Annotated in this window: 22 protein-coding genes; 15 read left to right on the top strand and 7 right to left on the bottom strand. The window is 69.2% G+C overall.

Features of this window, described 5'->3' with window-relative positions:
- Position 1 precedes the first annotated feature (1 nt).
- The 3 genes from AB0K03_RS35680 to AB0K03_RS35670 are packed head-to-tail and all read left to right on the top strand — an operon-like array spanning position 2 to position 4,044.
- Positions 2-865, top strand: coding sequence for a potassium-transporting ATPase subunit C (locus tag AB0K03_RS35680; protein WP_364694679.1), 864 nt, complete (start codon positions 2-4; stop codon positions 863-865).
- 21 nt (positions 866-886) lie between these two features.
- The gene (locus AB0K03_RS35675) at positions 887-3,370 is read left to right on the top strand and encodes a DUF4118 domain-containing protein (protein ID WP_364694676.1); all 2,484 of its coding nucleotides are present in this window, start codon (positions 887-889) and stop codon (positions 3,368-3,370) included.
- Positions 3,367-4,044 (top strand): response regulator transcription factor, encoded by a 678-nt coding sequence (locus tag AB0K03_RS35670; protein WP_364694673.1) that lies wholly within the window; start codon positions 3,367-3,369, stop codon positions 4,042-4,044. Before AB0K03_RS35675 ends, AB0K03_RS35670 begins: the two co-directional genes overlap by 4 nt.
- 375 nt (positions 4,045-4,419) lie before the next feature.
- Here AB0K03_RS35670 and AB0K03_RS35665 read toward each other — a convergent pair whose 3' ends face one another.
- Entirely contained in the window at positions 4,420-5,076 is a 657-nt protein-coding gene (locus tag AB0K03_RS35665; protein WP_364694670.1) for a haloacid dehalogenase type II, read from the bottom strand.
- A 75-nt stretch (positions 5,077-5,151) separates the two neighbouring features.
- Between AB0K03_RS35665 and AB0K03_RS35660 the strand changes: the two genes are divergently transcribed.
- Complete coding sequence (locus tag AB0K03_RS35660; RefSeq protein ID WP_364694667.1) at positions 5,152-5,490, top strand: helix-turn-helix transcriptional regulator; 339 nt, start codon at positions 5,152-5,154, stop codon at positions 5,488-5,490.
- A gap of 146 nt (positions 5,491-5,636) precedes the next feature.
- On the opposite strand, the gene AB0K03_RS35655 is transcribed toward AB0K03_RS35660, so the two are convergent.
- Positions 5,637-6,113: a MarR family transcriptional regulator gene (locus AB0K03_RS35655; protein WP_364694664.1), complete on the bottom strand. Its 477-nt coding sequence runs from the start codon at positions 6,111-6,113 to the stop codon at positions 5,637-5,639.
- A gap of 54 nt (positions 6,114-6,167) precedes the next feature.
- Between AB0K03_RS35655 and AB0K03_RS35650 the strand changes: the two genes are divergently transcribed.
- The 6 genes from AB0K03_RS35650 to AB0K03_RS35625 all read left to right on the top strand — a co-directional run bounded on the left by AB0K03_RS35650 (position 6,168) and on the right by AB0K03_RS35625 (position 16,400).
- Positions 6,168-6,812 carry a methyltransferase domain-containing protein gene (locus AB0K03_RS35650; RefSeq protein ID WP_364694661.1) on the top strand — a complete coding sequence of 215 codons (645 nt, stop codon included), beginning with the start codon at positions 6,168-6,170 and terminating at the stop codon, positions 6,810-6,812.
- The gene (locus tag AB0K03_RS35645) at positions 6,809-7,057 is read left to right on the top strand and encodes a glutaredoxin domain-containing protein (protein ID WP_364694658.1); all 249 of its coding nucleotides are present in this window, start codon (positions 6,809-6,811) and stop codon (positions 7,055-7,057) included. The genes AB0K03_RS35650 and AB0K03_RS35645 overlap by 4 nt, the downstream gene beginning before the upstream one ends.
- A 348-nt stretch (positions 7,058-7,405) precedes the next feature.
- Positions 7,406-8,947, top strand: coding sequence for a DUF2397 family protein (locus tag AB0K03_RS35640; RefSeq protein ID WP_364694655.1), 1,542 nt, complete (start codon positions 7,406-7,408; stop codon positions 8,945-8,947).
- Positions 8,944-10,248, top strand: a complete 1,305-nt coding sequence (locus AB0K03_RS35635) for a DUF2398 family protein (RefSeq protein WP_364694652.1) — start codon at positions 8,944-8,946, stop codon at positions 10,246-10,248. Before AB0K03_RS35640 ends, AB0K03_RS35635 begins: the two co-directional genes overlap by 4 nt.
- Positions 10,245-15,215 carry an SbcC/MukB-like Walker B domain-containing protein gene (locus AB0K03_RS35630; protein WP_364694649.1) on the top strand — a complete coding sequence of 1,657 codons (4,971 nt, stop codon included), beginning with the start codon at positions 10,245-10,247 and terminating at the stop codon, positions 15,213-15,215. Before AB0K03_RS35635 ends, AB0K03_RS35630 begins: the two co-directional genes overlap by 4 nt.
- 6 nt (positions 15,216-15,221) lie before the next feature.
- Positions 15,222-16,400: a TIGR02679 domain-containing protein gene (locus tag AB0K03_RS35625; RefSeq protein ID WP_364694647.1), complete on the top strand. Its 1,179-nt coding sequence runs from the start codon at positions 15,222-15,224 to the stop codon at positions 16,398-16,400.
- A 51-nt stretch (positions 16,401-16,451) separates the two neighbouring features.
- Here the strand turns inward: AB0K03_RS35625 and AB0K03_RS35620 are convergent, their stop codons facing one another.
- The 3 genes from AB0K03_RS35620 to AB0K03_RS35610 all read right to left on the bottom strand — a co-directional run bounded on the left by AB0K03_RS35620 (position 16,452) and on the right by AB0K03_RS35610 (position 20,684).
- A complete protein-coding gene (locus AB0K03_RS35620; protein ID WP_364694644.1) occupies positions 16,452-17,711 on the bottom strand; it encodes a site-specific integrase in 1,260 nt (419 codons plus the stop codon).
- 418 nt (positions 17,712-18,129) lie between these two features.
- Complete coding sequence (locus AB0K03_RS35615) at positions 18,130-18,957, bottom strand: hypothetical protein (RefSeq protein WP_364694642.1); 828 nt, start codon at positions 18,955-18,957, stop codon at positions 18,130-18,132.
- A gap of 149 nt (positions 18,958-19,106) precedes the next feature.
- On the bottom strand, positions 19,107-20,684 hold the full coding sequence (locus tag AB0K03_RS35610; RefSeq protein ID WP_364694799.1) for a nucleoside triphosphate pyrophosphohydrolase family protein: 1,578 nt from the start codon (positions 20,682-20,684) through the stop codon (positions 19,107-19,109).
- 99 nt (positions 20,685-20,783) lie between these two features.
- On the opposite strand from AB0K03_RS35610, the gene AB0K03_RS35605 reads away from it, so the two are divergent.
- Genes AB0K03_RS35605 through AB0K03_RS35590 form a run of 4 tightly spaced genes read left to right on the top strand, consistent with a single transcriptional unit; the run spans position 20,784 to position 23,270 of the window.
- Complete coding sequence (locus tag AB0K03_RS35605) at positions 20,784-21,101, top strand: acyl carrier protein (protein ID WP_364694639.1); 318 nt, start codon at positions 20,784-20,786, stop codon at positions 21,099-21,101.
- On the top strand, positions 21,098-21,535 hold the full coding sequence (locus AB0K03_RS35600) for a helix-turn-helix domain-containing protein (RefSeq protein ID WP_364694636.1): 438 nt from the start codon (positions 21,098-21,100) through the stop codon (positions 21,533-21,535). Before AB0K03_RS35605 ends, AB0K03_RS35600 begins: the two co-directional genes overlap by 4 nt.
- Positions 21,532-22,479 carry an ImmA/IrrE family metallo-endopeptidase gene (locus AB0K03_RS35595; protein ID WP_364694633.1) on the top strand — a complete coding sequence of 316 codons (948 nt, stop codon included), beginning with the start codon at positions 21,532-21,534 and terminating at the stop codon, positions 22,477-22,479. The genes AB0K03_RS35600 and AB0K03_RS35595 overlap by 4 nt, the downstream gene beginning before the upstream one ends.
- Positions 22,476-23,270, top strand: a complete 795-nt coding sequence (locus tag AB0K03_RS35590) for a hypothetical protein (protein WP_364694630.1) — start codon at positions 22,476-22,478, stop codon at positions 23,268-23,270. The genes AB0K03_RS35595 and AB0K03_RS35590 overlap by 4 nt, the downstream gene beginning before the upstream one ends.
- 8 nt (positions 23,271-23,278) lie before the next feature.
- On the opposite strand, the gene AB0K03_RS35585 is transcribed toward AB0K03_RS35590, so the two are convergent.
- Positions 23,279-23,542 carry a hypothetical protein gene (locus AB0K03_RS35585; protein ID WP_364694627.1) on the bottom strand — a complete coding sequence of 88 codons (264 nt, stop codon included), beginning with the start codon at positions 23,540-23,542 and terminating at the stop codon, positions 23,279-23,281.
- A gap of 165 nt (positions 23,543-23,707) precedes the next feature.
- Positions 23,708-23,911: a nucleotide kinase domain-containing protein gene (locus AB0K03_RS35580; protein WP_364694624.1), complete on the bottom strand. Its 204-nt coding sequence runs from the start codon at positions 23,909-23,911 to the stop codon at positions 23,708-23,710.
- 112 nt (positions 23,912-24,023) lie between these two features.
- Between AB0K03_RS35580 and AB0K03_RS35575 the strand changes: the two genes are divergently transcribed.
- Positions 24,024-24,329, top strand: a complete 306-nt coding sequence (locus tag AB0K03_RS35575; RefSeq protein ID WP_364694621.1) for a hypothetical protein — start codon at positions 24,024-24,026, stop codon at positions 24,327-24,329.
- Positions 24,330-24,345 lie beyond the last annotated feature (16 nt).

Raw genomic sequence — 24,345 nt, 5'->3', positions numbered from 1 at the left:
CATGCGACTTCCTTCCTGGCTGGCCCAGCACCTCGCCGCGCTGCGTGCTCTGCTCGTCCTGACGGTCCTGCTCGGTCTGGCTTATCCGCTGGTCATGGTCGCGGTCGGGCGGCTTCCCGGCCTGTCCGAGCGCGCTGACGGTTCCCTGGTCACCGTGGCCGACCGGACCGTGGGCAGCCGTCTGATCGGCCAGGCGTTCACCGACGCCGACGGCAACCCCGATCCCCGCTACTTCCAGAGCCGCCCGTCAGCTGCCGGCGACGGCTACGACCCCACTTCGACGAGCGCGTCCAACCTCGGCCCGGAGAGCGTGGTCGACACCCTCTCCGGCAACCCCGACGACGCGGCGCCAAGCCTGCTCACCCAGGTCTGCGCACGTAGCGCCGCCGTCGGCAAGCTCGAGGGTGTCGACGGGCGGCGCCCGTACTGCACCGACGACGGCGTCGGCGCTGTCTTGGCCGTCTTTCACCGCGACGGCTTCACCGGCCCGGTCACCCGGGTCGTGTCGGTCAACCAGACCGGCCCGCCGTTCGTGGCCACCTACGAAGGGGTCAGCGTCGAGCCGGCCCGCACCGGCGAGGACTACCGCGCGCTGGGCGCGGTGATCACCCCGATCCGCGGCGACGCACCAGCCCACCCCGTGGTGCCCTCGGACGCGGTCACCGCCAGCGCCAGCGGACTCGACCCGCACATCAGTCCCGCCTACGCCCAGCTTCAGGTGCCGAGGATCGCCCAGGAACGCGGCCTGAACGAGAACCGGGTGCGCGCCCTGATCGAGGACCACACTGAGGGGCGGACACTGGGCTTCCTCGGTGAGCCTCGCGTCAACGTCCTGGAACTCAACCTCGCCCTCGACGGCAGATAACAACAAGGAGGGAGCGGCGCTATGGCACGCGGAGAACTACGCATATACCTGGGCGCCGCTCCCGGCGTCGGCAAGACCTACACCATGCTCGAGGAAGCCCACCGCCGGGCCGAGCGTGGCACCGACGTGGTCATCGCGTTCGTCGAGACCCACGGCCGCAAACACACCAGCGCGATGATCGGCGATCTGGAAGAGCTGCCCCGCACCGAGATGCGGTACCGCGGGGCCGGATTCACCGAGATGGACCTCGACGCCGTGCTGGCCCGCAAACCGGAGCTGGCCATCGTCGACGAGCTCGCGCACACCAACGTGCCCGGAGCCCGCAACGCCAAGCGCTGGCAGGACGTGCAGGAACTGCTCGACGCCGGCATCTCGGTGCTCACCACCGTCAACGTGCAGCACCTGGAATCTCTCAACGACGTCGTCACGCAGATCACCGGCACCCAGCAGCGCGAGACGGTGCCCGACGCCGTGGTCCGCGCGGCCGAGCAGGTCGAGCTGGTCGACATGACCCCCGAGGCGCTGCGCCGCCGGATGGCCCACGGCAACATCTACCAGCCGGAGAAGATCGACGCCGCGCTCGGCAACTACTTCCGCACCGGCAACCTCACCGCTCTCCGCGAACTGGCGCTGCTGTGGCTGGCCGACAAGGTGGAGGACCAACTCGACAAGTACCGCGCAGACCACAAGATCGACGCCACCTGGGAGACCCGGGAACGCGTCGTGGTCGCGCTGACCGGTGGACCCGAGGGCGACACCCTGATCCGCCGCGCCGCCCGTATCGCCGCCCGCAGTAAAGGCGCTGACCTGATGGCCGTCCACGTCACCCGCAACGACGGCCTGGCCGGCGCCGACCCGGCCGTCCTGGCCCGGCAACGAGTGTTGGTCGAAAGTCTGAGTGGCTCCTACCACCAGGTCGTCGGGGCCGACGTGCCCCGCGCTCTGCTCGACTTCGCCCGCGCGGTCAACGCCACCCAGATCGTGCTCGGCGCCTCCAGCCGCGGCCGCCTCGCCCAGATCTTCTCCGCCGGGGTCGGCGTCACCACCACCGCGCTGTCCGGCTCGATCGACGTGCACCTGGTGACCCACGAACTGGCCGGACGGGGCCGCCGGGCCCGCCGCACACCCGCCGCGCTGTCGCGCCGCCGCCGCATCATCGGCCTGGTTACCGTGCTGGCCGGTTTCCCGGCCCTCACCGCCCTGCTCAAGCTCGGCGGCGGGTTGTCACTGACCAACGACATCCTGCTGTTCCTGGCCGCCGTGGTCGGTGTCGCCCTGATCGGCGGTCTGTGGCCCGCCCTGCTGGCAGCCGTGGCCGGCTCACTGCTGCTCAACTGGTTCTTCACCCCGCCGGTGGGCCGGTTCACCATCGCCGAGGGTCAGAACTGGCTCGCTCTGGCCATCTTCGTGGTGGTCGCCCTCGCGGTCAGCTGGGTCGTCGACACCGCCGCCCGCAAGACCCGCCAGGCCGCCGAGGCCGGCGCCGACGCCCAGACCCTGGCCACCGTCGCCGGTGGCGTCCTGCGGGGCGAACGTCCGCTGATCGCGCTGCTCGAACGTCTGCGGGAAACCTTCACCCTCGACTCGGTCACGCTGCTGGACTCCGGCGTCGTGGTCGCCGAGGTCGGCCACCCAACCTGTACCCGCCCGGCCGAGGCCGACGCCGAGGTCAAGGGCGACGACGACATCACCATGCTGCTCAAGGGCCGGCCGCTGGAGGCCAGCAACCGGCGCATCGTCGAGGCATTCGCCGCTCAGGCCACCCTCGCCCTGCGGCAGGAAAGGCTGAGCGCCGAGGCCGCCACCGCCAGGCCCCTGGCCGAGGCCGACCGGATGCGCACCGCGCTGCTGGCCGCGGTCAGCCACGACCTGCGAACACCGCTCGCATCGGCCAAGGCGTCGGTGGCCAGCCTGCGCAGCGCCGACATCGACTTCGACGACGACGACCGGGCCGCGCTGCTCGAGACGGCCGACGAATCACTCGACCGGCTCACCCGGCTGGTCACCAACCTGCTCGACATGAGCCGCTTGCAGGCGGGCGCCCTGGGTGTGGCCGCCATCGACATCGGCGCCGACGAGATCGTGCCGCACGCCCTGGACGAACTCGGCCCGGCCGGGCGCAGCGTGCGGCTGCACATCCCCGAGGACCTGCCCGACATGCGCGCCGACCCCGGACTGTTGGAGCGCGTCATCGTCAACTTGACCGCCAACGCCCTGCGGCACGGCCCGGCCGACCAGCCGCCGGTCATCACCGCCAGCACCCTCAACGGCTATGTTGAAATCAGGGTCGTCGACCACGGCCGGGGCATCTCCGCAGACCGCTGGGACGACGTCTTCCTGCCGTTCCAGCGCCTCGGCGACCGCGACAACCACACCGGCGTCGGCCTCGGCCTGGCCCTGTCACGCGGCCTCACCGAGGCGATGGGCGGCACCCTGACACCCGACGAGACCCCCGGAGGCGGCCTCACCATGATCATCTCAATCCCCGTCGCCGACGCGTCGTGACCCGGATCCTGGTCGTCGACGACGAGCCGCAGATCGTCCGCGCGCTCAGCATCAACCTGCGCGCCCGGAAATACGAGGTCGACGCGGCGCCCGACGGTGTCTCCGCCTTGCGGGCTGCCACCCGCGTACGCCCCGATCTGGTGGTCCTTGACCTTGGCCTGCCCGACATGGAAGGCAACGACGTCATCCGCGGCCTACGCGGCTGGACCACCGTCCCGATCATCGTGCTGTCCGGCCGCTCCGGCAACCAGGACAAGGTCAGCGCGCTCGACGCCGGCGCCGACGACTACATCACCAAGCCATTCAGCATCGACGAACTCCTGGCCCGCATCCGCGCCGTCACCCGGCGGGTCCAACCGGCCGACGAGGCCCCGATCACCGCCACGATCGGCGACCACACCATCGACCTCGCCGCCCGCAGCGTCACCGGCGGCGACCGCGACGTACACCTGAGCCCCACCGAGTGGCAGCTGCTCGAGCACCTGCTGCGCCACCCCGACAAGCTGCTCGGCCGCACCGCCCTGCTCCAGGACGTGTGGGGCCCGCAATACGCGACCGAGACCAACTACCTGCGCCAATACATGGCCCGGCTACGCCGCAAACTCGAAACCGACCCGGCCCACCCTCGTCACCTGCTCACCGAGCCGGGCATGGGCTACCGCTACCGACCCTGACGTCACGACCACGTGATCGTCGGGGTGTCCCAGGCTCTCGCCGCTCGTCGGCCGCCGCCGTCTGGGCAGCTCGGCACCCGCCGACCGGCGAATGGGACACCGAGATGTCGACGCCGCCCGCGGCGGTCGGACTCGCGACCTCGACACCTGCGCGCCCCACTTCGCTTTCTCAAGGCGCGTGGCCGTGTAGCACCGTCGGGCCTACCTTCCTTCGACCCGGCGTGCGGTCAAAATCAGGTGGAATCGCTGCTCTCCACTGCCTGAGGTAAACCGGCGCACGGAGCCCGGCATGCGTTGAGTTCGCGGGCGGCTTCAGGGGAGTCCGGACGTTGCCCGGTTCTTCCGGGCTCAAGGAGAAGTGGCCGCTGCGGCGCCCTAACCCTTCAGGCGCGTGATCGCCGCACCGAGATCAGCGCCGGTGGCATCTGGTGCCGGCCAGAGCGGCAGCGATCTACGCCCACCTCGCGCGACGAACGCCGTGCGCATCCCGATCGCCTGAGCTCCGGCAATGTCCCAGTCGTGCGCTGCCACCATCACCGCCTGATCCGGGTCGACGCCCTCGCGCTGTAGCACCATCCGGTAGGCGGCAGGTGACGGCTTGAGCGCCTGGACATGCTCGACGGAATAGACGGCCGCCAGCCTCGGAGCCAGGCCCGCGTGGGTCAGTTGCGCCTCGACCACCGCTTGCGGCGAGTTGGCCAGAGCCACCAGCCGGTGTCCTTGCTGTCGCAGCAGGTCCAGCGAGTCCGCGACGTCAGGGTGGGCGGGCAGTTGCCGCATCGTCGCAGCGAACTCGGCCAGACCCGCATCGGTGAGCGGTGTGCCATGAGCCTCGGCGACCGCCCGAGCGCACGCCCCGCCGATCTGACTGAAATCTCGGTACTGCCCGGCCGCGGTTGTCGCCAGGGCCGTGTGGATGACCAGGTCGAACCAGGCGGTACGCAATGTCGGTTCCCCGGTGTGCCGGGCGAACACGGCGTCGAGCGGAGCAAGATCGAGCAGGGTCTCGTTGACGTCGAACACCCAGAGCATGAAGCCTCCTCGAGGGGTGAAACCTTCGGCACCGGCCACCAAGGTACTATCAAACTCGTACCTGAAGGGGGTTTCATGCCCGGCGACTTCTCCGTGCCGCCGATCGACGATGTCGATCTGGACGACGTGCTCGCCGCACTCTCCGACCGGTCCCGGCGAAGCGTGGTGCTCGACCTCATGGAACGCGCTCCCGGTGAGTACCCGTGCAATTCCTTCGTCCTTCCCAAGGCCAAGTCGACTCGCACCCACCACTGGCGTGTCCTGCGCCAGGCCGGCGTCATCCACCAGCGCGACGCCGGCAACGGCAGCTTCGTGCGCCTGCGGTCCGAGTTCACCGAACGCTTCCCCGGCCTCCTCCAGGCCCTCAGAGCCAGCGACCGCCCGCCGTCGACTCCCGTGCAGAATCACGGTTGACCGCGGGCAGTCGGCTCTCCCGAACTTACCGGTGCGCCGCGGCGAACTAACTGTGCGCTTGCCAGCGCCTGGCCGGGCACCTCTACCTCGGCCCGTTACCCGCGAGCATCCCTGCTACGACGTTCGGGTGGGCGCCACCGCGACGCTCACCGATCCCCGGTCGCTGTGGCCACCTGCGCCAGGCGGCCCATCACCACGTCCATGGTGTCGACGAACTGCTGCACCTGCTCGTCCGGAAGGCCGCCGAACAGGTAGGCCGAGTGCCGCTCGTACTCGGTGGCCAGCCCCGCGGTCACCGCGCTGCCCTGGTCCGTCAACTGCACCAGCAGCGCCCGCCGATCTTCGGGATGCGGGACCCTCCGCACGAACCCCGACTCCTCGAGCCCGTCGACCAGGGCGGTGACATTGCGCGCCGTCACCCCGATCGCCTGTGCCAGCGCTCGTTGCGTGTGCGGGCCGCCGCGATGCACCAGCCACACCACCGTGGCCCGGGCGCGGCTCAATCCGTGCTCGGCCAGCCCCGCTTCCATGTACTGCTGCACCGAAGCCGCGAACGCGAACACCCGCTCCAGCACTTCAGGGGCCGGCGGGCATTCGCTCACATTATTGTGTATGTCGTTCACTATGTATATCCTCCGCTAAGAGGGTACCGACCTCGAACCGCTGGAGACGAGCCGATGCGACATCCGATCTTCGCCCGCGTCTACGAGAAACTCAGCGTCCAGATGGACCGCGCCGGAGCCGCCGAACACCGCCACGCCCTGGTCGCCGGTCTGCATGGCCGGGTGATCGAGATCGGCGCCGGCAACGGCCTGATGTTCGCCCACTACCCGGCCACGGTCACCGAGGTTCTCGCCATCGAGCCGGAACCCCGCCTGCGCGCCACCGCGCAAGCCGCCGCCCGGTGCGCGCCGGTGCCGGTCCGCGTCGTCGACGGTCTCGCCGACGCCCTGCCTGCCGGCGACGGCGAGTTCGACGCCGCCGTCACTGCCCTCGTGCTGTGCACCGTGCCCGACCAGCAGGCCGCGCTCGCTGAGATCGGTCGGGTGCTGCAGCCCGGGGGTCAACTGCGGTTCCTCGAACACGTCCGCGCCGAACAGTCCGCAGCGCTGCGCCGAGCCCAGCAGATCGTCGACGCCACGGTGTGGCCGCTACTGCTTGGTGGCTGCCGCACCAGCCGCGATACCGTCGCGGCCATCACCGCCGCCGGCTTCGCCCTCGACGACCTCGACCGGTTCCCGTTCCCGCCGAACGGCCCGACCAGCCCCGCCTCACCACACATCTGCGGCAGCGCCACCCTTCCCGCCGGCGGCACGCCGTGAGCCAGGCCGAGGTGACGGTCTACAGCCGGCCCGGCTGCCCGTACTGCTACCTACTGCGGCGCGGACTGCGCCGCCGCGGTGTCGCCTTCACCGAGATCGACATCTGGCAGCACCCGCAGGCCGCCGCCCAGGTCCGCGCCGTCGCCGACGGCAACGAGACCGTACCCACCGTGCATGTGGCAGACAAATGGCTGGTCAATCCCCGCGCGAGCCACGTTCAGCAGATCTCCTCGGTCCGAGACTGAGCGTCGCGCCCCGGGCCGTGACGCGCCAATTGCCCGGGACGGGGCAGGCAGGTAGCGCAGAGGGCACGGGTCTGCGCGAGTCGCGTGCTGACGCGGCGGCAAGGTGTCAACTTCCCGACAACGCTAAGGGCGTGTGGGCCTGGCCCGGCGCCTCAGCGTCGGGGCACGCGGACCCGCCCTTGAGCTGGACACCCATGCTCCCGCCGGCAGCAAGTCCTCGCACCGCCGCTGGCGCCCTCGGTTCCCCTTGGGTAGAGCTCTGCGCCTGCGACTGATCGCAGATGGCCGGAAGTGTCGCAGGGTGCTGTGATGATGACGCGACAGGTGCGCCCGATGGGGAGGAAGTCCATGGCGAACCCACCGCGACTGTGGTGGCAGGACATCGATCCCGTGGTCTGGCGGTGTTTCGGCCAACCGGACGATCTCGCACGAGAACGCAACACCGCGGTACTCGCTGCTCTGGAGGAACTCGCCACCCGAGCCCCGATGTCGGCGTTGAACGACATCGAAGCGCAGATGCGAGAGGTCGGTTTCCTCGACACGATCACCGCCCACGATCTCCGCGACGTGCTCGATTACCTGACCGGTGCCCGCCTGGTCGAACCGTTCCGCGACTACGCCGCTCTGAACTCAGGGCTGGACGCGGTGATGCGCCGCCAGGAGGCGTGGGCGCTGACCAAGGTGGGCCGGGCCGTGGTCGGCGCCGTTCGCTCCGCCGTTGTGGACTCACGGCGTGCCTTGCAGTTGCCGACCCGGCTGCTCGACGGTGTCGACCGTACGCTGCGCGCGCTGATCGAACACGCGGCGCACGATCCAGGGCTGCTGCCCACCGATCTTGACGACGTACGGACCCGCTTGGAGGAGATGCAGCGCGTCACCGCGGACTTCTACGCAGCTTTGGCGCAGATGGTGCAATCCGATGTGACCGATGACCTGATCTTCGGTGAGAACCGCGACCGGGTTGTCGAGGCGCTGCGTCAGTTCCCCCGCGAGTCCGAACGCGCGCTGCGCAGGGTGGAGTCGACCCTGGCCGAGCTCGACACCGCGGGGCCAAGGCTTCTGGTGGAGGCGGCGGCAGCGCATGCCGGTCTGATCGATCCCGGCGAGCAGCAGCATTGGATCGACGAGCGGGTGCGCCGGCTGACGGACCTGCAGGCGTGGTTCGGCACCGACGGGTCGGTGCAACGTCTGATCTCGTCGGCCGCCGGTGCGGTCCATACTTTGCTGGTCGCGATCGACCGCCGCTACACCGCCTTGCGCCGGGGCTCTGATCTGGCCGCTGACTTCCGGGAGTTGGCCTACAGCCTGTATGCCCAGCCCGACGACGCGCAGGCCCGGCGGGTGTACACGGCGGCGTTCGGCCGGTGGCCTTCGGTACACGCCGCCGTTCCCACCGCCGAGGAGGACGTTGCCTTCGCCACCGCTGCTAACGCGGGCGTCAGCCGCCACCAGGTCGAGGTGGTGCTGCGTGAACACGAACGCAGCGGCCCGGCCGGTGGCCGGCCCCGTAAAGTCCCCGACGCCGGCGAAGCCCGGACCGCGGCGCTGCAACGCGCGGCCGCCGAATCCGCTGCCCGGCGCCGTTTCACGGCGCTGCTGCTCACCGACGGCGAGGTCCGCCTGACCCACTTCGCCGGCCTGGAGACGGCGGCGCTGGCCATCCTCCTGGGCGCCGTCGAAACCGCCCTGCACACCACCGACCCTCTGACCGGCTACGGCGAGGCCCATGCCGAGGGCGCGAGCGTGGTGGTGCGCGTGCGTGTCACCCGACCCGGCGCGACCGTGGCGGTCCGCTTCGCCGAGGGTGTGCTGTGGGCTCCCGACCTGCTGATCAATGTCAGCCCCGCCGACGCCGGTGTCATGCCGGCGCGGGCGGAAGGGGCGGCATGACCCCGCGGCCCCTCGACCCGGACCTCAGCGAAGCCGCCCGGCATCTGACGGTGACCTGCCGCATCACCGCCAGTGAGGATCCGGTGCGCTACCGGCACGTGCTGCGCGGCCGCCGCGAACTGACCGAGTTCTTCCGCGCCGAGCTCGGCTGGAGCCTGCACATCCACGACGTGTCCGGGGTGGTCCGGCTGCACAAACGCCGCGACGACGTGCCCCACGACCGGGGGCCACATCTACCGCGCCGGACCGGCCGTGGCGAACTGGCCCCGGCCCATGTGCTGGTGCTGGTGGCGCTGGTCTGCGAGCAGCTGTGGCGCCGTCCCCGCATCAGCCTGCGCGAGTTACTGCAGTCGGTTGCTCAGGTGTGCGCCGCTGAGGCGGCGACCGGACGACTTCCCACGTTCCGGATCGTCGCTGCGGACGGGGTCAGCAAGAGAGAGGCGCAGACCGCCCGTGAGAACATCGTCGACGCCATCCGGCTGCTGCAGGCCGAAGGCGAGATCACCGTCGATGCCGACCTGGAACGGGCGGTGACCGATGAGGACGCCGAGGTGTTCATCACCGCCGACCGTGACAGCCTGGCCAACAAGTTCGCGTCGCTGTCGCCGACCCTGCTGGCGCTCAACGACCGGCCACCCGAGCAGCACGTCGAGGCCCTGACCGCGGTGTCATTGCCCGACGCCGACCCGGGCGCTGCCGCGCAGCGGCGCGCCGGGGTGGAGGGCCGCCGGCTGACGGCGCTGCGACGCGTCGCTGACGACCCCGCCGCAGACCCCGGCGATGATCCGAACGACGTGGGTTATCTCGCCACCCTGACCGGCCGGGAGCGGGCCCTCACCGCCGCGTCGGCGTTGGGTCTGGTCAGCACCGTGCGCCGCGACTGGTGGGAGATCACCGACCCGGCGGCATCGGCCACTACCGGTGCTTTCCCGCAGGGCCGGCGCATCGAACGGCAGGCGGCGCTGGCCCTGCTGGCCATGCTGCCCGAGCACCCCGACCGATACGTCACCGTCGCTGACATCACCACGATGGTGGAACGTATCCGGGCCCAGACGCCGCGGTGGGCCGCCGGCTACGCCGAACGCACCACAGCCCTGGCCCACGCCGCGGCCGCCGAACTGGTCGCCGCCGGACTGCTGCACGCCGCCGACCAGGACGGCCGCTGGCAAATCACGCCCGGCGTGCACCTGTGGCGCGTACGCGTGCGGCACCGCGAGAAACCACGCACCCGCACACCGGCGGCACCGGAGCCGGACAGCCTGTTCGACATGACCACCACGGCAGGGGAGCAACAGCAGTGAGCGTGATCCCGCACCAGGTCCGCCGCCTGCCCGAGCCGGCCGTCGAGGACGTGGCCGGCCTCGGCGTCCCGCAAGTTATGGGCAGGTGGCAGCCCACCCGGGCCGGTGCGGTCAACTCCTGGGCCTGGACCGACGAGGTGTTCCTGTTCGCCGACGGCTGGCTGGCCCTGGCCGGGCCGAACGGCTCCGGTAAATCCCTGACCGCCTCGATGCTGGTCACCATGCTGCTGGACGCCGACACCTCGCAAAAGGCACTCTCGGTGTCGGGTGAGGCGGCCGGCACACTCATCGATCGGCACACCGACCGCACCACCACCGAGGACCGCACCGGGGCCTGGTGGCTGGAGTACGGCCTGCGCACCGCCGGCTCAGAGGACGTGCGCTACCTGACCACCGGGCTGTGGCTACGGTCGCAGGGCGGCAGCCTGCAACGGGCGTTCTTCCTCACGCCCGGCCGGGTCGGCATCGACGTGCACCTGCAGCGCGACCGCGATCCGGTCGCCGTCGAGGACCTCGCCGCGCAACTGGCCGCCCTCGACGGGCGGCTGTTCACCTCCCACGACCGGCTCACCAGCAAAGCGAAACCGCATCTGCACGTCGCGGACGAAGACCAGTACCGCGACGCCGTGCGCACCACGTTGTTCGCCCCGCTGGACACCGTGCAGTTCGATGCGCTGCTCGGTGTGCTCCGCAGTCTGCGCAGCGTGCGCACCGCGGAGGCCATCTCCCCGAACGCCATGCGGACGGTCCTGACCGAGGCCCTGCCCGCGCTGGATCCGCGGGCGTTGCAGTTCATCGCCGACACCATGGAACGCATCGCCGACCTGGAACGCCAGCTGCAACAAGCCCGGTCCGAGACCCGCCAGCTGGAGCAGGCCGAGCAGCAGTACGGACGCTACCTCGACACGGTCACCGCGGTGGAGGCCGCGCAGCTCTCGCACGCCCAAACGGTCTTTGACGATCACGCTCGTCAGGTGCGCGCCGCCGAGGACAAGCTGAACGAGGCGACACGAGCCGCGCAGGCCGTCGCCGCGCAACGTGCCAAGCTGCGGACCACGATCACCGAGCTGAAAGGCAAGCTCCAGGCAACCGACGCGGCCCTGCGCGACCACGCCGGCGCGGAACTGCCTCAGCTCGAGGAACGCTTGACCGAGCTGCACAAGCTGCACGACGCGGCGCGGCAGCGACGAGACGACTTGGACGACAACGCGCAGCTGACCGCCGCCGCAGCCCAGGAAGCGCTGGAACAGGCCGCCAGCGGGCAGCGTCATCTGGGCGAGCTGGTGGCCCATCTGCTGGCCGGCGCCGCCGAGGTGGGTGCGCAGGCGTTCGTCGACCGGATCGCCGACACCAGTGCCCAGCTCACCAGCAGCAAGCCCGGGTCACCGGTGACGCTGACCGGAATGGGCCAGCTGGCCGGCACTCCCCACAGCTGGGTGCAGGCCCGCCTGGACGTCCTGCAGCGCATCGACGCTGCCCTGCGGGAACTCGACATCGCCCGCGAGGGCCAGCGCGGCGCCGCTGCCCAGGTACGGGCCGCCGAAGACGACCGCGACCGCTACGACCAGGCCGCGGAGCAAGCCGTCACCGCGCGCCACACCAGGGAAGCGGAACTCGGCACGGCGGTGCAGCAGTGGGACAGCCACCGCGTCGAGCTGCCAGCCGTACCCGCACACCTGCTCGACACCGGCGAGAGGACCGACCCGGACGCCCTGGTGACCTGGCTGCACGGCGCCGGCACCAGCACCCGGCAACGGATCGCGCTCGCCGCCCGGGAACAAGACGTCCTCAACGCCGGCCGCAACGTCACCACCGCGGAAACCGCCCTGAGCGTGGTGGCCGGCAAACGCGAAAAGGCGGCAGCGGCGGCGGTCGAGGCCGAACGCGGCCTGGCCCGAGCCCAGCAGCAAGCCGTCGCCGATCACGAGGCCGCCGACGACCGGGCCCGGCAGGACCACGCCGCACACGAGGCCGCGGTCGACGCCGCGCAGCAGATCACCACGGACGCCGAACAAGCACTCGCCGCCGGCGGGGCCGCCGCCACCGCCGCCACACGAACCTGGGCCCACGACGTCGCCGCATGGCGGAGCTCGCTGGTCCACCTCGACCCGGCCGCCGTCGTCCTGCCCGGCGACCTGGACACTGTCGACCTGCACCAGCCGGCCCGAGCCGTCCAGCAGGCACACGCCACGCTCACCGCGCGGCTGCAGCGCAGCATCGCCGCCGCCGAACACGACCGCGACCAAGCCCAGCACACCGTCGACGACCTCGAAGCCGAACTGCGCACCGCCCGCCGGCGATCGCCGATACCCGCTGCACCGCCGTGGCGGGCCGTGCGGCCCTCGGACGCAGGCGTCCCGTTCTGGGCAGCGGTCGCGTTCGCACCCCGCACAGACTCAGGCCACGCCGACCGGCTGGAAGGCGCCCTGCTGGTCTCCGGCCTGCTCGACGCGGTGATCACTCACGACGGGCATCTCATCGGCGACGGTGACCTCACCCTGTCCCCCCATCACCCCGTTCCCGGTCGCAGCCTCGCCGACCTGCTGACCGCCGAACCGGACTGCGGCATCGACCCCCACCGCATTACCACCCTGCTGCGCAGCATCACCATCGACGACCACGACAGCGACACCACCGCCGGACGTCTGCGCGTCGGACCGCTGATCGCGACCGCGCCGCGCGACTACCGCGCCGCGTTCATCGGCCGCACCGCCCGGGAACGCGCCCGCCTCGCCCGGGTCACCGCCCTCGAACAGCAGCTCGCCGCCGCCACCGACATCCTCACCGGCGCGCAGCAGCATCTGCAGTCGCTGCACCAGGCCACACAAGCCGCCCAAGACGAGGTCGACAGCTTCCCGGCCACCAACGACATCACCCGCGCCCGCGACACCCTGGTGCAGCTACGCCTCGCGCTCGCCGCCGCGCAGCAGCGCACCACCAAAGCCGTCGCCGAGGCCGACACCGTTCTGGCCCGCGCGCTGGCCGCCATCGCCGCTACCCGCACGGCCATCGACCGCAGCGTGCTCGACGCCCGCCAACGGCTCGATTCCGCCGGTGACGCCCTGCAGGATGCCCTTGAGGCCGAGACTGCCGCCACCGAACACCTGGACATCATGCGCGCTGAACTGGCCACCGCGGTCGACCACCGTGATCAGGCCAAAGCCGCCGACGGCCGGTGCGCTGACGAAGAACACGCCTTTCCCGACCTCGACGACCTACGACACGCCCTACGCGACGAGGACGCCGCGGAACAGGCCGCAATCGCCGCCCGAGCCCGCGTCACCGACCACGAACGCCTGCACCGCGAGGCCAGCACCCGCGTCGTGCAGGCGCAGCAGGCCGTCAACACCGCTGCCACACAACCCGACAGCACCATGCTGCCCACCAGCGCCCAACCATTGAACCGGCACCGGCAAGCGGTCGAAAACTTCGACCGTCAGCTCGCCACCTGGTCCAACGCCGCCCAACGCACCCTCGACCTGCTCACCACCGCCCACGCCAGCGAAAAAACGGCCGGCCGCGCCGCCGCCCAGGCGCAGGCCGCCGCGACCGAGGCGGGCAACCTGCAGCAGAACGCCGTCAGCCTGCAGGCCCGCGTCGAACAAACCCGATCCCTGTACGGCGCTGAGTACATCCACCTGCTGCGCACCCGCGAGGCCCTCGACGCCGAACACGACGCCCGGCAGGCCGACGACGAAGCACTGGGCAAGCAGCACGGCAAGCATGAGGTCGCCGAAGCCGAAGCCCGCCTGACCCTGACCAACCTGGCCCCACAACGAGCTGAGACCGAGCAGGCCCGGACCCGATACCACCACCGGATGGCTCTGCTGGCCACCTATGGCTTCGCCGACGTCCCGGACGACATCCCGCACGAGAGCGACGGCACCCCGGCCAACCTCACCGCCGCGCTGAGCTGGGCCCGCCGGATCCTGTCGCAGCGCCAGGGAAGCACTCGCCTGGACACCCTCATCGGCAACCGTGACCGGATGCTGCGCCAGCTCGAGAACACCACCCGCACCGTCAACCAGGCCCTCGCCGTGTTCGACCAGCAACTCGACATCACCACCCTGGAGAACACCGACTGGCGCCGCGTGACCCTCGCCGCCCCCAACGCCGCTGTCGGCGACGACCTGCGCCATGCCGCCGCCACCCTGCGCACGACCGTCGCCGGGCTGGAAGCCGACCTGCGCCACGACATCAAAGGCATCCTGAAGACCTCGACGTTCATCCAGCTGCGCCGCGACATCCAGCAACGCCGCGAAGCCGCCCAAGAGCTGGTCCGCCAGATCCGCGCCACCCTGCAGAACGTTCGCACCGGTGTCGCCCGGGTTGGCGTGCAAGTCGACTGGAAAGTCCGCGAGGACGACAACGCCCGCCAAATGGTCGACCTGCTCACCGCCCCGCCTTCCGACGAGGTCTTCGAGACGATGTACGACGTCCTGCGCCGACGGATGGAAGAAGCCGGCGACGAAACCTGGACCGACCGCGTCGCCCACACCTTCGACTACCGCTCCTGGCACGAGTGGCACATCAGCGTCACCCACAGCAGCTTCGGCGCCGACCAGTTCAAACCCGTCAACGCCCGCTCCAACCCGCTCAAGAGCCTGTCGACCGGCGAATCACGCCTGGCAACCATGCTGCCGCTGCTCGCCGCCGCCTGGTCCATGTACTCCGGCACCACCTACCGGGGCCCCCGCCTGCTGACCATCGACGAGATCGACGCCGCTTTCGACGACAAGAACCTGCGCCAAGTCCTGGCCCTGCTACGCACTTGGAAATTCGACGTGCTCGCCACCACCCCGTCGATCGCCCCACTGATCAAACGCGAATCCCGCGACGTCGTCATCCACGAAGTCATCACCACCGCCGGCCGGCACCGCGTCACCATCCCCTGGCTGTGGAACGGCGCCGGCGAAGCCACCCCCATCACCCTGCCACTACCGACCGCCGTGCCCACCGAGAGCTGATCGGCCGTGCCCACCGACCTGACCTACCTTGCCACCGACATCGACCTGCACCCGCTCTGGCAGGCGATCCACGACCGGCTCTGCGCAGGCACCGCCCCCGAAACACTCACCACCGTCCGCGTCACCGACATGAACCACGCCGGCCTCGCCCAGCTACGCACCTGGCTCGACACCACCACCCGGCGCCGACGCAGAACCTCAGCCGTCACCGCCACCGGCACCACCATCACCGTGCCCGTCCGCGACCTGCTCAACGTCCTGAACCTCACGCCCGGCCAGCTCGTCACGATCGTGGAACTCGCCATCGACGCCCCGATCGTCGACCGCAGTGCCACAGCCCGCACCGCCGCCGCCCACCGCGACCAGCTCTGGCAACACGCCGCCGACCAGTTACCCGGGCTCCCACAGCTGGTCACCCGCATGCGCACCGCCGGCCTCGGCGAAGACGACACCGACATCCGCACCACCATCACCGCCCTGGCCACCGTCGTGAAACAGCTACCCCTCACCCCGCCGAAACCGCTGGCCAAACTCGCCCACGACACCGTCGGCAACCCGCACTACTTCGACCTCGACCGCCTCGCCGGCCGACGACTGGTAGCCGCCATCGCCGAACACACCGGCCAGCCCACACCAACCCGACCCGACCTCGTGCGGGCGCTGCTGGCCGAATCCGGCATCGTGGCCGACCGGCTGTCGGCCACCGTCCTGCTGTTCAACGTCCACACCACCGGCGACGGACCCATCGACCGGCGGCTGCGCGACAGCCACACCCCCGTCGCCCTCACCCTGCTCGACCTGCTGGACCAGCCGCCGACGCTCGGCGCGCAAACCCTCACCGTCGTCGAAAACCCGTCCGTACTGGAAGTCGCCTACCTCACCGGCTCCACACAGCCACTGGCCTGCACCAGCGGACAACTGCGCGCCGTCGACCACACCCTGTTCCGGCTCGCCGTCCACCGCGGCGTCCACCTGCGCTACGCCGGCGACATCGACCCCGCCGGCCAGCACATCGCCGCCATCGTCGCCGACACCTACGGCGCCGAACTCATCGCCATGGACACCGCCACGGCTCAGCAGGCCCAGCAGAGGCCACCAGCGGTCAAACCCGCAACGGCCACACAGAACGGCCCGCCGCCGATCTATCAAGAACACGACGTCCTGCTCCACCGCATCCTGCAGTAAACCCCTGAGCCAACCTACATCCGGCCCTTACGTCAACTCGTTCAACCGCGCTCACAACGCCGACGCACGCGCGCACTGCGGGCTTACGGCCGCCGGAGACACGACGCGGCCCGGGTCGCCCGGCAGTTGCTCATCCAGGGCCGCCAGCCGTGACGATTCGCCGTAGGGTAAGAGGTGGCCGTAGACATCGAAGGTCGTCTTGATCGACGCGTGCCCCAGCCGCACCTGGATCGAGAGCAGATCCCACCCGGCCGCGATCAGGTACGCCACGTGGGTATGACGCAGATCCTGCAACCGCGGCCACGTCCCTACCCTGCCTGGGCAGCGGCACATCGATGCTGACATCCGGTTGCCGGCCGTATCCGCGGGCGCCGGATGCCGCGGACAGCGTCGCGCAGCGGCCACGGCGGGCCGCCAGTAGCGGCTGCGGAGCGTACCCGCGTCCCACGGCCTGCCACCCGGTGTGGTGAACACCAGCTCATCGGGATGGCGACCGGCGATCAGCCGGGCGAACACCGCCGCAGTGCTGGGCGTCACGGCGATCGTGCGCCGCGACCGTGACGTCTTCGGCACGCCGAACGTGCCGTCGCGGCGCAGAGTCCGCACGACATTCACCACCGGCATCTCACCCAGCCGGACGTCGGCGACCCGTAGACCGAGCAACTCACCCAGGCGCATGCCCGTGGCCAGACCGATCACCAGGAGGTCGCGGATCGGCGCGCGGCAGTGTGCCAGGAGTACACCGATCTGATCGGCGGTGAGAACACACGCCGGGTGGCGCAGGAGGCGGGGCAGACCGTTACCGCGATCTCCGGCACGTCGGCGCAGCGGATTGTCGGATCGCAGGTGCGGCACCGCGTCGCGCATGACCTGACTCAGCACCGTCCAGTGTTTGCGCACCCCGGCCGGCATCAGCTGCCGCGACAATGCCGCCTTCCACGGATCGAGATGCTCGTGCCGGCTGATCTCGGCCACCCGTACGTCCCCGAGGTCCGCGGCGACACGCCCACGCAAGATTCCCGCGTACTCCGCGTGCGTGGCCGCCGAGACGTCGACCTTGACTGCAAGCCACCGCTCGATCCAGTCGCGCAGTAAGGGACTGGGCCGGCCGCGCGACGTTGTGCAACGGTCCGGATCGATCGCCTCGTACACCTGGGCCCGGGATACCCGAGCGCCGTGCGCTTCGATGAACTGCTTGGCCGCGGCTGCCTTGAGGTTCGAAGGGCCGCGAAATGTGCAGCATTGCTGCCGTCCGCCGGCCGCTCGCCACCGGACACAGAACGAATTTCCTCGTGCATACATGGAAGCCATACATCGACCGTGACGCGCTCTACCGGGCGGTCGTGTAAACCGAACGGGGAGGGTTCCTTCGCACAGGTGGCATGACGGACGCCCCAATGTTCCTAGGATGCTCGAAGCGATGTGAGCCGCGCCGCTGGCGACCTCCACGATTCCAGGGCCAAGGCGTACGAGCACCAACTCAAGTGGAACCACTCGAACAGGGGATCTCGCCCCAGGGCTGGGTGACAGAGCTATCAACTGCGCAGTGCAACCTGATCACGTCGGCGAGCCGCGCAACCCGGTCTGTTGAGGCCGTAGGGGTGGTGTCGAGGCCACAGGGACTGGTCGGCAACCTGATCACCTGTTCTCGGTGGACCGCCCCAGCGTCGTGGCCAAGGAGCCCTACCTCATGCGCGCTCGGATAGGCCCGGATCAGGTCGGTGGCGATCTATCGCGACGCGAGAAGGCGGTGTTGTAGCCAGCGGTCGCTGGCTGCAGCCATCTCCGCAAGATGCGGCGCGTCGGTGCTGGCGTCGCGTAGTCGGCGGGACAGCTTGGCGAGCGCGGCGGCGAAGGCGTCGACCGCATTCGGGGTGACGCTGCCCCAGGCCGGTAGCCGCGCGGCCCAGCATTCAGCCTGTTCTGGACCATGCCCGGCGCGGATAAGCCGGACCAGCATGCGGGCGGTGTCGAGCCATACCGCACCGCGGCACGGCATCGACCAGTCCACTACCTGCACGCGGCCGTCGCAGATCAAGAAGTTGTTGTGGGTCATGTCGGTGTGCAGCAGCGTGTCGCCGTCGACCAGGGCGGGATCGATCAGGCGACCCCACCGGGCGGTGGCCGGCTGGATGGCGACCGGTGGGCACGGCGTCAGCGCTGTGGCCATACGGGTGAGGGCGTCGGCGATGAGGGGGAGGTCCGGCGAGCCGGGACGCAGGTCCGCGGCTACGCCGGGAGCGTGATCGAAGACGGCGATCAGCCATCCCGCTGCCTCGACATGCCAGCGCAGCCGAGGAACGAGGTCGGCGGGTAGGTGACGGTTGAGACGAATCTCGTTGCGCAGGAAACCGACTCGGCCGGTGTCGAGCTGAGCGCCTTTGCAGAAGATGCGCCCGGCGGTGCTGGTGTCGAGCGTGGCGGCGAAGTCGCCTACGGAGCCTGCGATCGCATGGTCGACCCGGTCCAGAAGTCCCGACCGGGCGGTGATCGCGTCGCGGACCGCCGTGGGCAGGTGTTGCCACAGGTGCCGAGCTAAGGTGGTCTCCGTCCACACGTCGGTGCCGGAGCCATCGTAGGTCCCATGACTCGACGCTGAGACAGCGTCGGAAGCTGACCTGCCATCGCGGGCTACTCTCCGGACAGATCGCTGGACGCTAGAAGCGCTCGGATGATCTGCCGCACGCTCTGCTCGCACCGGTGAGGTCATTTGTCACGGTCGCTGCTGGCGGGCCGCCCAGTCCGACGCCATGGCAGCGTGGAGCGGGATCCGGCTGAGCAGCTCGGCCAGCGTGCTGCAGTGCCGACCTGCACCGGGTTTTGCCAGGTGCTGATAAAGGTGTCGAAGAGCGCTGGGCTGGTGGCTCGCAGCTGGGCCAAGATCTGCACCGTGTCAGCGGCGAGGGTCTGAGCCAGCTCAGCACGGCGCAGCGCCGTTGTGGTCGCCCCGGTTATGGAGAAGCACTCCTCCAGGTCGCCGAAGCTGCGGTCGGCGGCGGCGATCAGGCTGGGGAGGGGTTCGTCGGGTTCGGCGGCCAGCGCGGTCAGGTCGGTGGAGTTCAGGACGACCTCAAAGCCGTCGGGTCCCTCGCTCCAGGTGTCGGCCCCATCCGGGCTGGCTGACATGAGCGCCAGGACGTCCGAGTCGAGGTCGGCGAGATACGTCAGGTACTTCAGGGCGTAGACGAGAAGATCGGTGGCTGTATCGATAGCGTTTTCGTCGGTGGTTCCGACCGCGCCGGTGGTGGCGAGGATGTTGAGTCGGTCGATCTTGCGGGCGATGTTGGCCATGATCGAGATTTGCTCGCCGCGGCGCTTCCATGAGTCTCCGTACGCGGCGTCTTTGCTGCGGTGCAGCGTGGCCACCGCGGCGCGGAAGGCGTCCGTAGCCGTGTGGTGCGGTGGTGCCGGGGGTTCGGTGTCAGCCTCGATTACCCGCAGGTTCTGGGTGTCGAGGTCGAGGTGGACGGTTCCTCCGGCGAGACGGCGCAGGGTTCGCCAGACGTCGAAGCCGGTGAGGATGGCTTTCTCCCAGTCGGCGGCGCGGTGGGCCGAGACTTCGAGGTGGGCGACCATGCCCTGGATGGTGTCGAGGATGTCGTTGTCGACGTGCGTTTTGCCTTCGAGGTATTGGTGGCGGCTGGCATAGCCGAAGACCAGGGCGACGATGCCTTCCTCGATCGCGATGGCGCGGCCGCCGTCCTCGGCCTCATCGGTCTGCGGGTTGCTGCGGCGTTTGCGGCCGAGCAGGGCGCGGATGACCGGGGACCAGCCGAGTACCGCGGCGTAGGACAGGTGAAAGGCGTCGTGGAAGTGGTAGCCGTCGGTGACGTGGGAGGCGTCGGTGATGGGGTCGCCTACCTGTTGACCTTCGCAGGTGAGGACTGAAACTTCGCGATTGTCGTCGCGGGTGAGCGTGAACGTGAAGTCGGCCTGCCGGGGCAGTTGCTCGTGCGGCTCGTGGTCGGTGTCGAAGGGGATGGCGTGGGAGGGTGTTGGCCGCCACCGGTCTGTGATCTTGGTGAGGTTGGCAGTGGCGATGTCGTTCAAGTCGAGGTTGAGTTGGTGCGCCACCGTGGACAAGTACCAGAGGGCGTCGCCGAGCTCCTCGCGCATGCGTGTGCGATAGCCCGGGTCGGCTGCCCCGTCGCGCAGTTGCTTCTTGTAGGCAGTCAGGACTGCTCCGGTTTCCCCAGCGAGCCCGAGTAGGGCAACGACCAGCTGGTCGTTGTGGCGGGGGAGTGGTTGAAGGGTCTTGGCGGCAGCGTGCTGGTAGGACGTCATGTCCACGGGCGGAGACCTTCCCAGTGCTTGTTGGATCTTCCGACAACATGGCGGTTCCTGTTTGAACATCCCACATCAGGCGGTGTATCGTCCAGCACAATGACGGATTTCCCGACAGCTGCGAGGTGTCTGATGCGGGTTGCTGGTCCCACGGTCGAACAGATCATCGACGTGGTCGTCGGGCTGCTCGCCGATGAGCGAGGTCAGTCCGAGGCCGATGTGCGCGACGACCTGGAGCAGGGCGGCTGGGAACTGCCGATCGACTCTTTGCGCATCGTGGAGATCCTGGCCCGCGTTCAGCAGGAGTTCGGTGTGGAGATCCCCGCTGACGTCGACTCGGCCCGGGCCTTGCGTTCGGTGCGCGCCTTCGCGGAGGTCGTGGAATCCGTCTGCACAACCAGCGACAGGAGTTCATGATCATGGCACTTACTTCCGGCCCCGAGGCCGACGGCATTGGTGAGTCGACGCTGCTCAGCGAGCGGCTGAAGAATACCCGCGAGTACCTCAACCTCACTCAGCAGCAGGTCTCCGAGCAGACCGGGATTCCGCGCACTGCCATCAGCGAGATCGAGGGCGGGCGCCGCAAGGTGGACAGCCTGGAATTGAAGAAGCTGGCCCGTCTCTACCGCTACCCGGTCGCTTACTTCCTCAACGAAGACCTCGATGCGATTCCGGCCGAGCACGCCCTGGCCGCCCTGCCCCGCAAGGTGGCCGGCCTCAACCTCAAGACGGAGCAGATGAACCAGGTGATGAAGTTCGCGCAGTTCCTGCAAATGTCCTACCAAGCCGACGCCGAAGCTGCTCGAGACGAGGATCGTCAGGTGCTCGAGCATCGAGGAGAGCCTTCGTGAACTGGCTGATGGCCCACCGCACCGCCGGAATCGCTGCGACCAATCTGCGCACCCGCCTGGGCATCTCCGAGGACAGCTACATCGACGTGTTCGAGGCGCTGCGCCGCTGCGGTCTGGCGGTTCGAGGAGATGACGAACCGGGCCTGTTCGGCTTGTATTTCCCCGCAATGCCCGGCCGCTACGGCGGTATCTTCCTCAACAGCACCATGAGTGAAGCGACCATCCGGCACACCGCCGGGCACGAGCTCGGCCATGCCGAGTTCGGCCACCAGCGTTGCGTGGCCGAAGGACTGGACCCGTTCAGCGGACTGGCGCCGGAGAAGTGGCCGGACGAGGAAAAGCAAGCGGAGGCGTTCGCCGCTTGGTTCTTGATGCCGATCCGCCTGGTGAAGGCAACACTGCTGCGTCTGGGACTGGACATTCCGCGCGAGGCGATGGACGTCTACCAGATGTCGTTGCACCTGGGCGCCTCCTACCGGGGAACGCTGCGGCATCTACGACACCTGCGGCTGGTCGATGCGAGGACCGCGGGCGGATGGGCGAACGTCCAGCCGGCCCGCTTGCGCGCTCGGCTGAGTGCCAAGACTGAGCCGACCCCGCCACGCATCTGGGACCTGACCGGTCTGACCGAAGGCAGCCGTCTCGCCGTTGAGGAAGGCGATCGGCTTATCGTTCGGGCGCCCTGGCTGGGATACGATCCGGAATTCGCCGGGCCGGCCCCCGTGCAGATGCGTCCCATGCCGTACGCCGTCGCGCCCGGCGAAGGCGCCGAGTTCGACATCGGCGGCCCGATCGTCAGCGAATCGCCGCTGACGGTCACCGCACGCGCAAGTGGTGAAACCTGGTCGGTCACGCTGGTGCCCACCCCGCGCAACCACTGCGGCCCGCTCGCTGCTGGGCGTCCTGACGTCCTAGTCGGTCCGGCGAGCGGAGCACGGCGGTGAGCCTTGTCAGCGTAGAGGGATCCAATGTCTCGACCGCGTGGTTGGCGGCCGCGCAGCGACTTAACCGCGAGCCGAAACGTAAGGCGATCAACACGGTGACCAGGATCGCGGACCCGGTCGGCGAGGACCCGGCGGTGCGCCAGGCGATGGACGAGCTGCTGGACAGCGGCAAGAACCTGCAGTGTGTCGACACGGTCGCCAACACGATCTTTCCCGAGGCGATCGCCCGTTCGAGCCGTGACCATGAGGAGCTGGTCGAGCGGTACGTGCGGATGTACCCGATGCTGCGCAAGAAGTTCACCAAGAATGACCGCGGTACCTACTTCGGTCGGCTGATCCAGTATCCGTCCGCTAAAGGTCCCTTCGATCAGGTCGGCGCCGTGATCAAGCGGATCAATGTGCAGCGCAGGAGCGCCGGAGGCACGCTGCAGGCCGCCCGTTACGAGGCGCTCGTCGAAGCGCCGGGAGACGGCGGCCCTGACGCCCTGGCGGTCTACGTTCCGGGTACCGACAACAGCCCGATGGGTTTTCCGTGCCTCAGCTACTGCGCGTTCCAGCTCGACACCGAGCAGCGCGTCCATCTGCTGGCCACCTACCGTAGCCAGTTCCTGGTGGAACGCGGCTACGGCAACTATCTCGGGCTGGGGCGGTTGCTGGCCCATGTCGCACGGCAGACCGGCTTAGAAGTCGGGCATTTGACCGTCGTGGCGGGTCTGGCCCACCTGGAATCGCCCATCACCAGGGTGCGCTTGATGCTGGAGCGGTTCGGCTACGACGCGTCGCTGCCCTGACAGGGCCTTCAGGCCTTCTGCTGCTGGGTTCTTGCTGCCGCGAGGGCACGGACGACGATCGGGTTGTCCAGCACGGTGAGGCACTCGTCGGTGTAGGCGGAAAACTCGGTGAGCGTGTCGGTCAGCTTCGAGTCTTCGGGCAGGTGCAGGTAGCTGCTCTCGACGTGCACGTCTCGGTAAATCCGGGCGCCGAGCTCATCCAGTGCGGTGGCCAGGACCGTCACCGCGTCGGCGTAGGTCGCGTCGGTGCCGGTTGGGGTCTCTACTGACATCGGGCGTTCCTTCAGGTCGAGGGGCAAGGCTGAGATCATGCCGTATGGGCTGGCACGGTTCTGAGCCGGTCGTTGATGCCCGCCTTCGGGGGCCGGCAGTTACATGGGTCGGGCCGTGCTGCTTGGTCCGGGCGCCGCCACTAATTTCGGCGATGAGGGCGTGAGTCAGGCGTGCTTGTCGATTTCGCAGAGCAGGTTCCGGCGGTCGATGAGCGGCAGCCGTTGTCCTCCCGCTGGGGTAAACGACAGGCCCAGCCGAGCGAAATGCTGCTCCTGGGTGTCGGTGATGCAGCGGATGCTGTCAGCGGCGGGGCGGAAGGATTTGCGGATCGCTTCGCTAGCTCCTGGTCCATCGTCCGGCGACCGCACATCATGATCGCCGGAGCGTCAGCGTGGAACCGCCTGTCTCGACAACCAACCGTCCAAGCCATGTATCTAATATATATTAGATACATCATAAGCGGGAGAGGCAGGACGCTGCGTGGTTCTTCTGAAAGATGCGGAACGACGCACCACCTCGGTGCAGTGGCCCATCGAAGTCGATGACCGCCTCGACCTGCTGGTCCGGGTCGCGGCGGACGAGGGGATCCCGGTCAGCCGGGCGCAAATGTTGTCGGCACTCGTCGCCGCAGCCAGCCTCGATCAAGGCAACCCCGCCGACATCGCCCGTCGCTATCTGCGCACCCGCGAAGGCGAACTCGCACGCAGCACACCAGCCGAGGATCTACCGGTGGTGAAATACCGCGGTCGTCGGCGTGCTCAGCCACCTCAGCCGGAGCCAGCATGACGATCGCCCAGTAGCC

Origin of the sequence: Actinoplanes sp. NPDC049316, assembly GCF_040677315.1 — a bacterium.
Lineage (GTDB): Bacteria > Actinomycetota > Actinomycetes > Mycobacteriales > Micromonosporaceae > Actinoplanes.
Note: the sequence above shows the minus strand (reverse complement) of the source record. Positions and strands in the feature narration are given on the sequence as shown.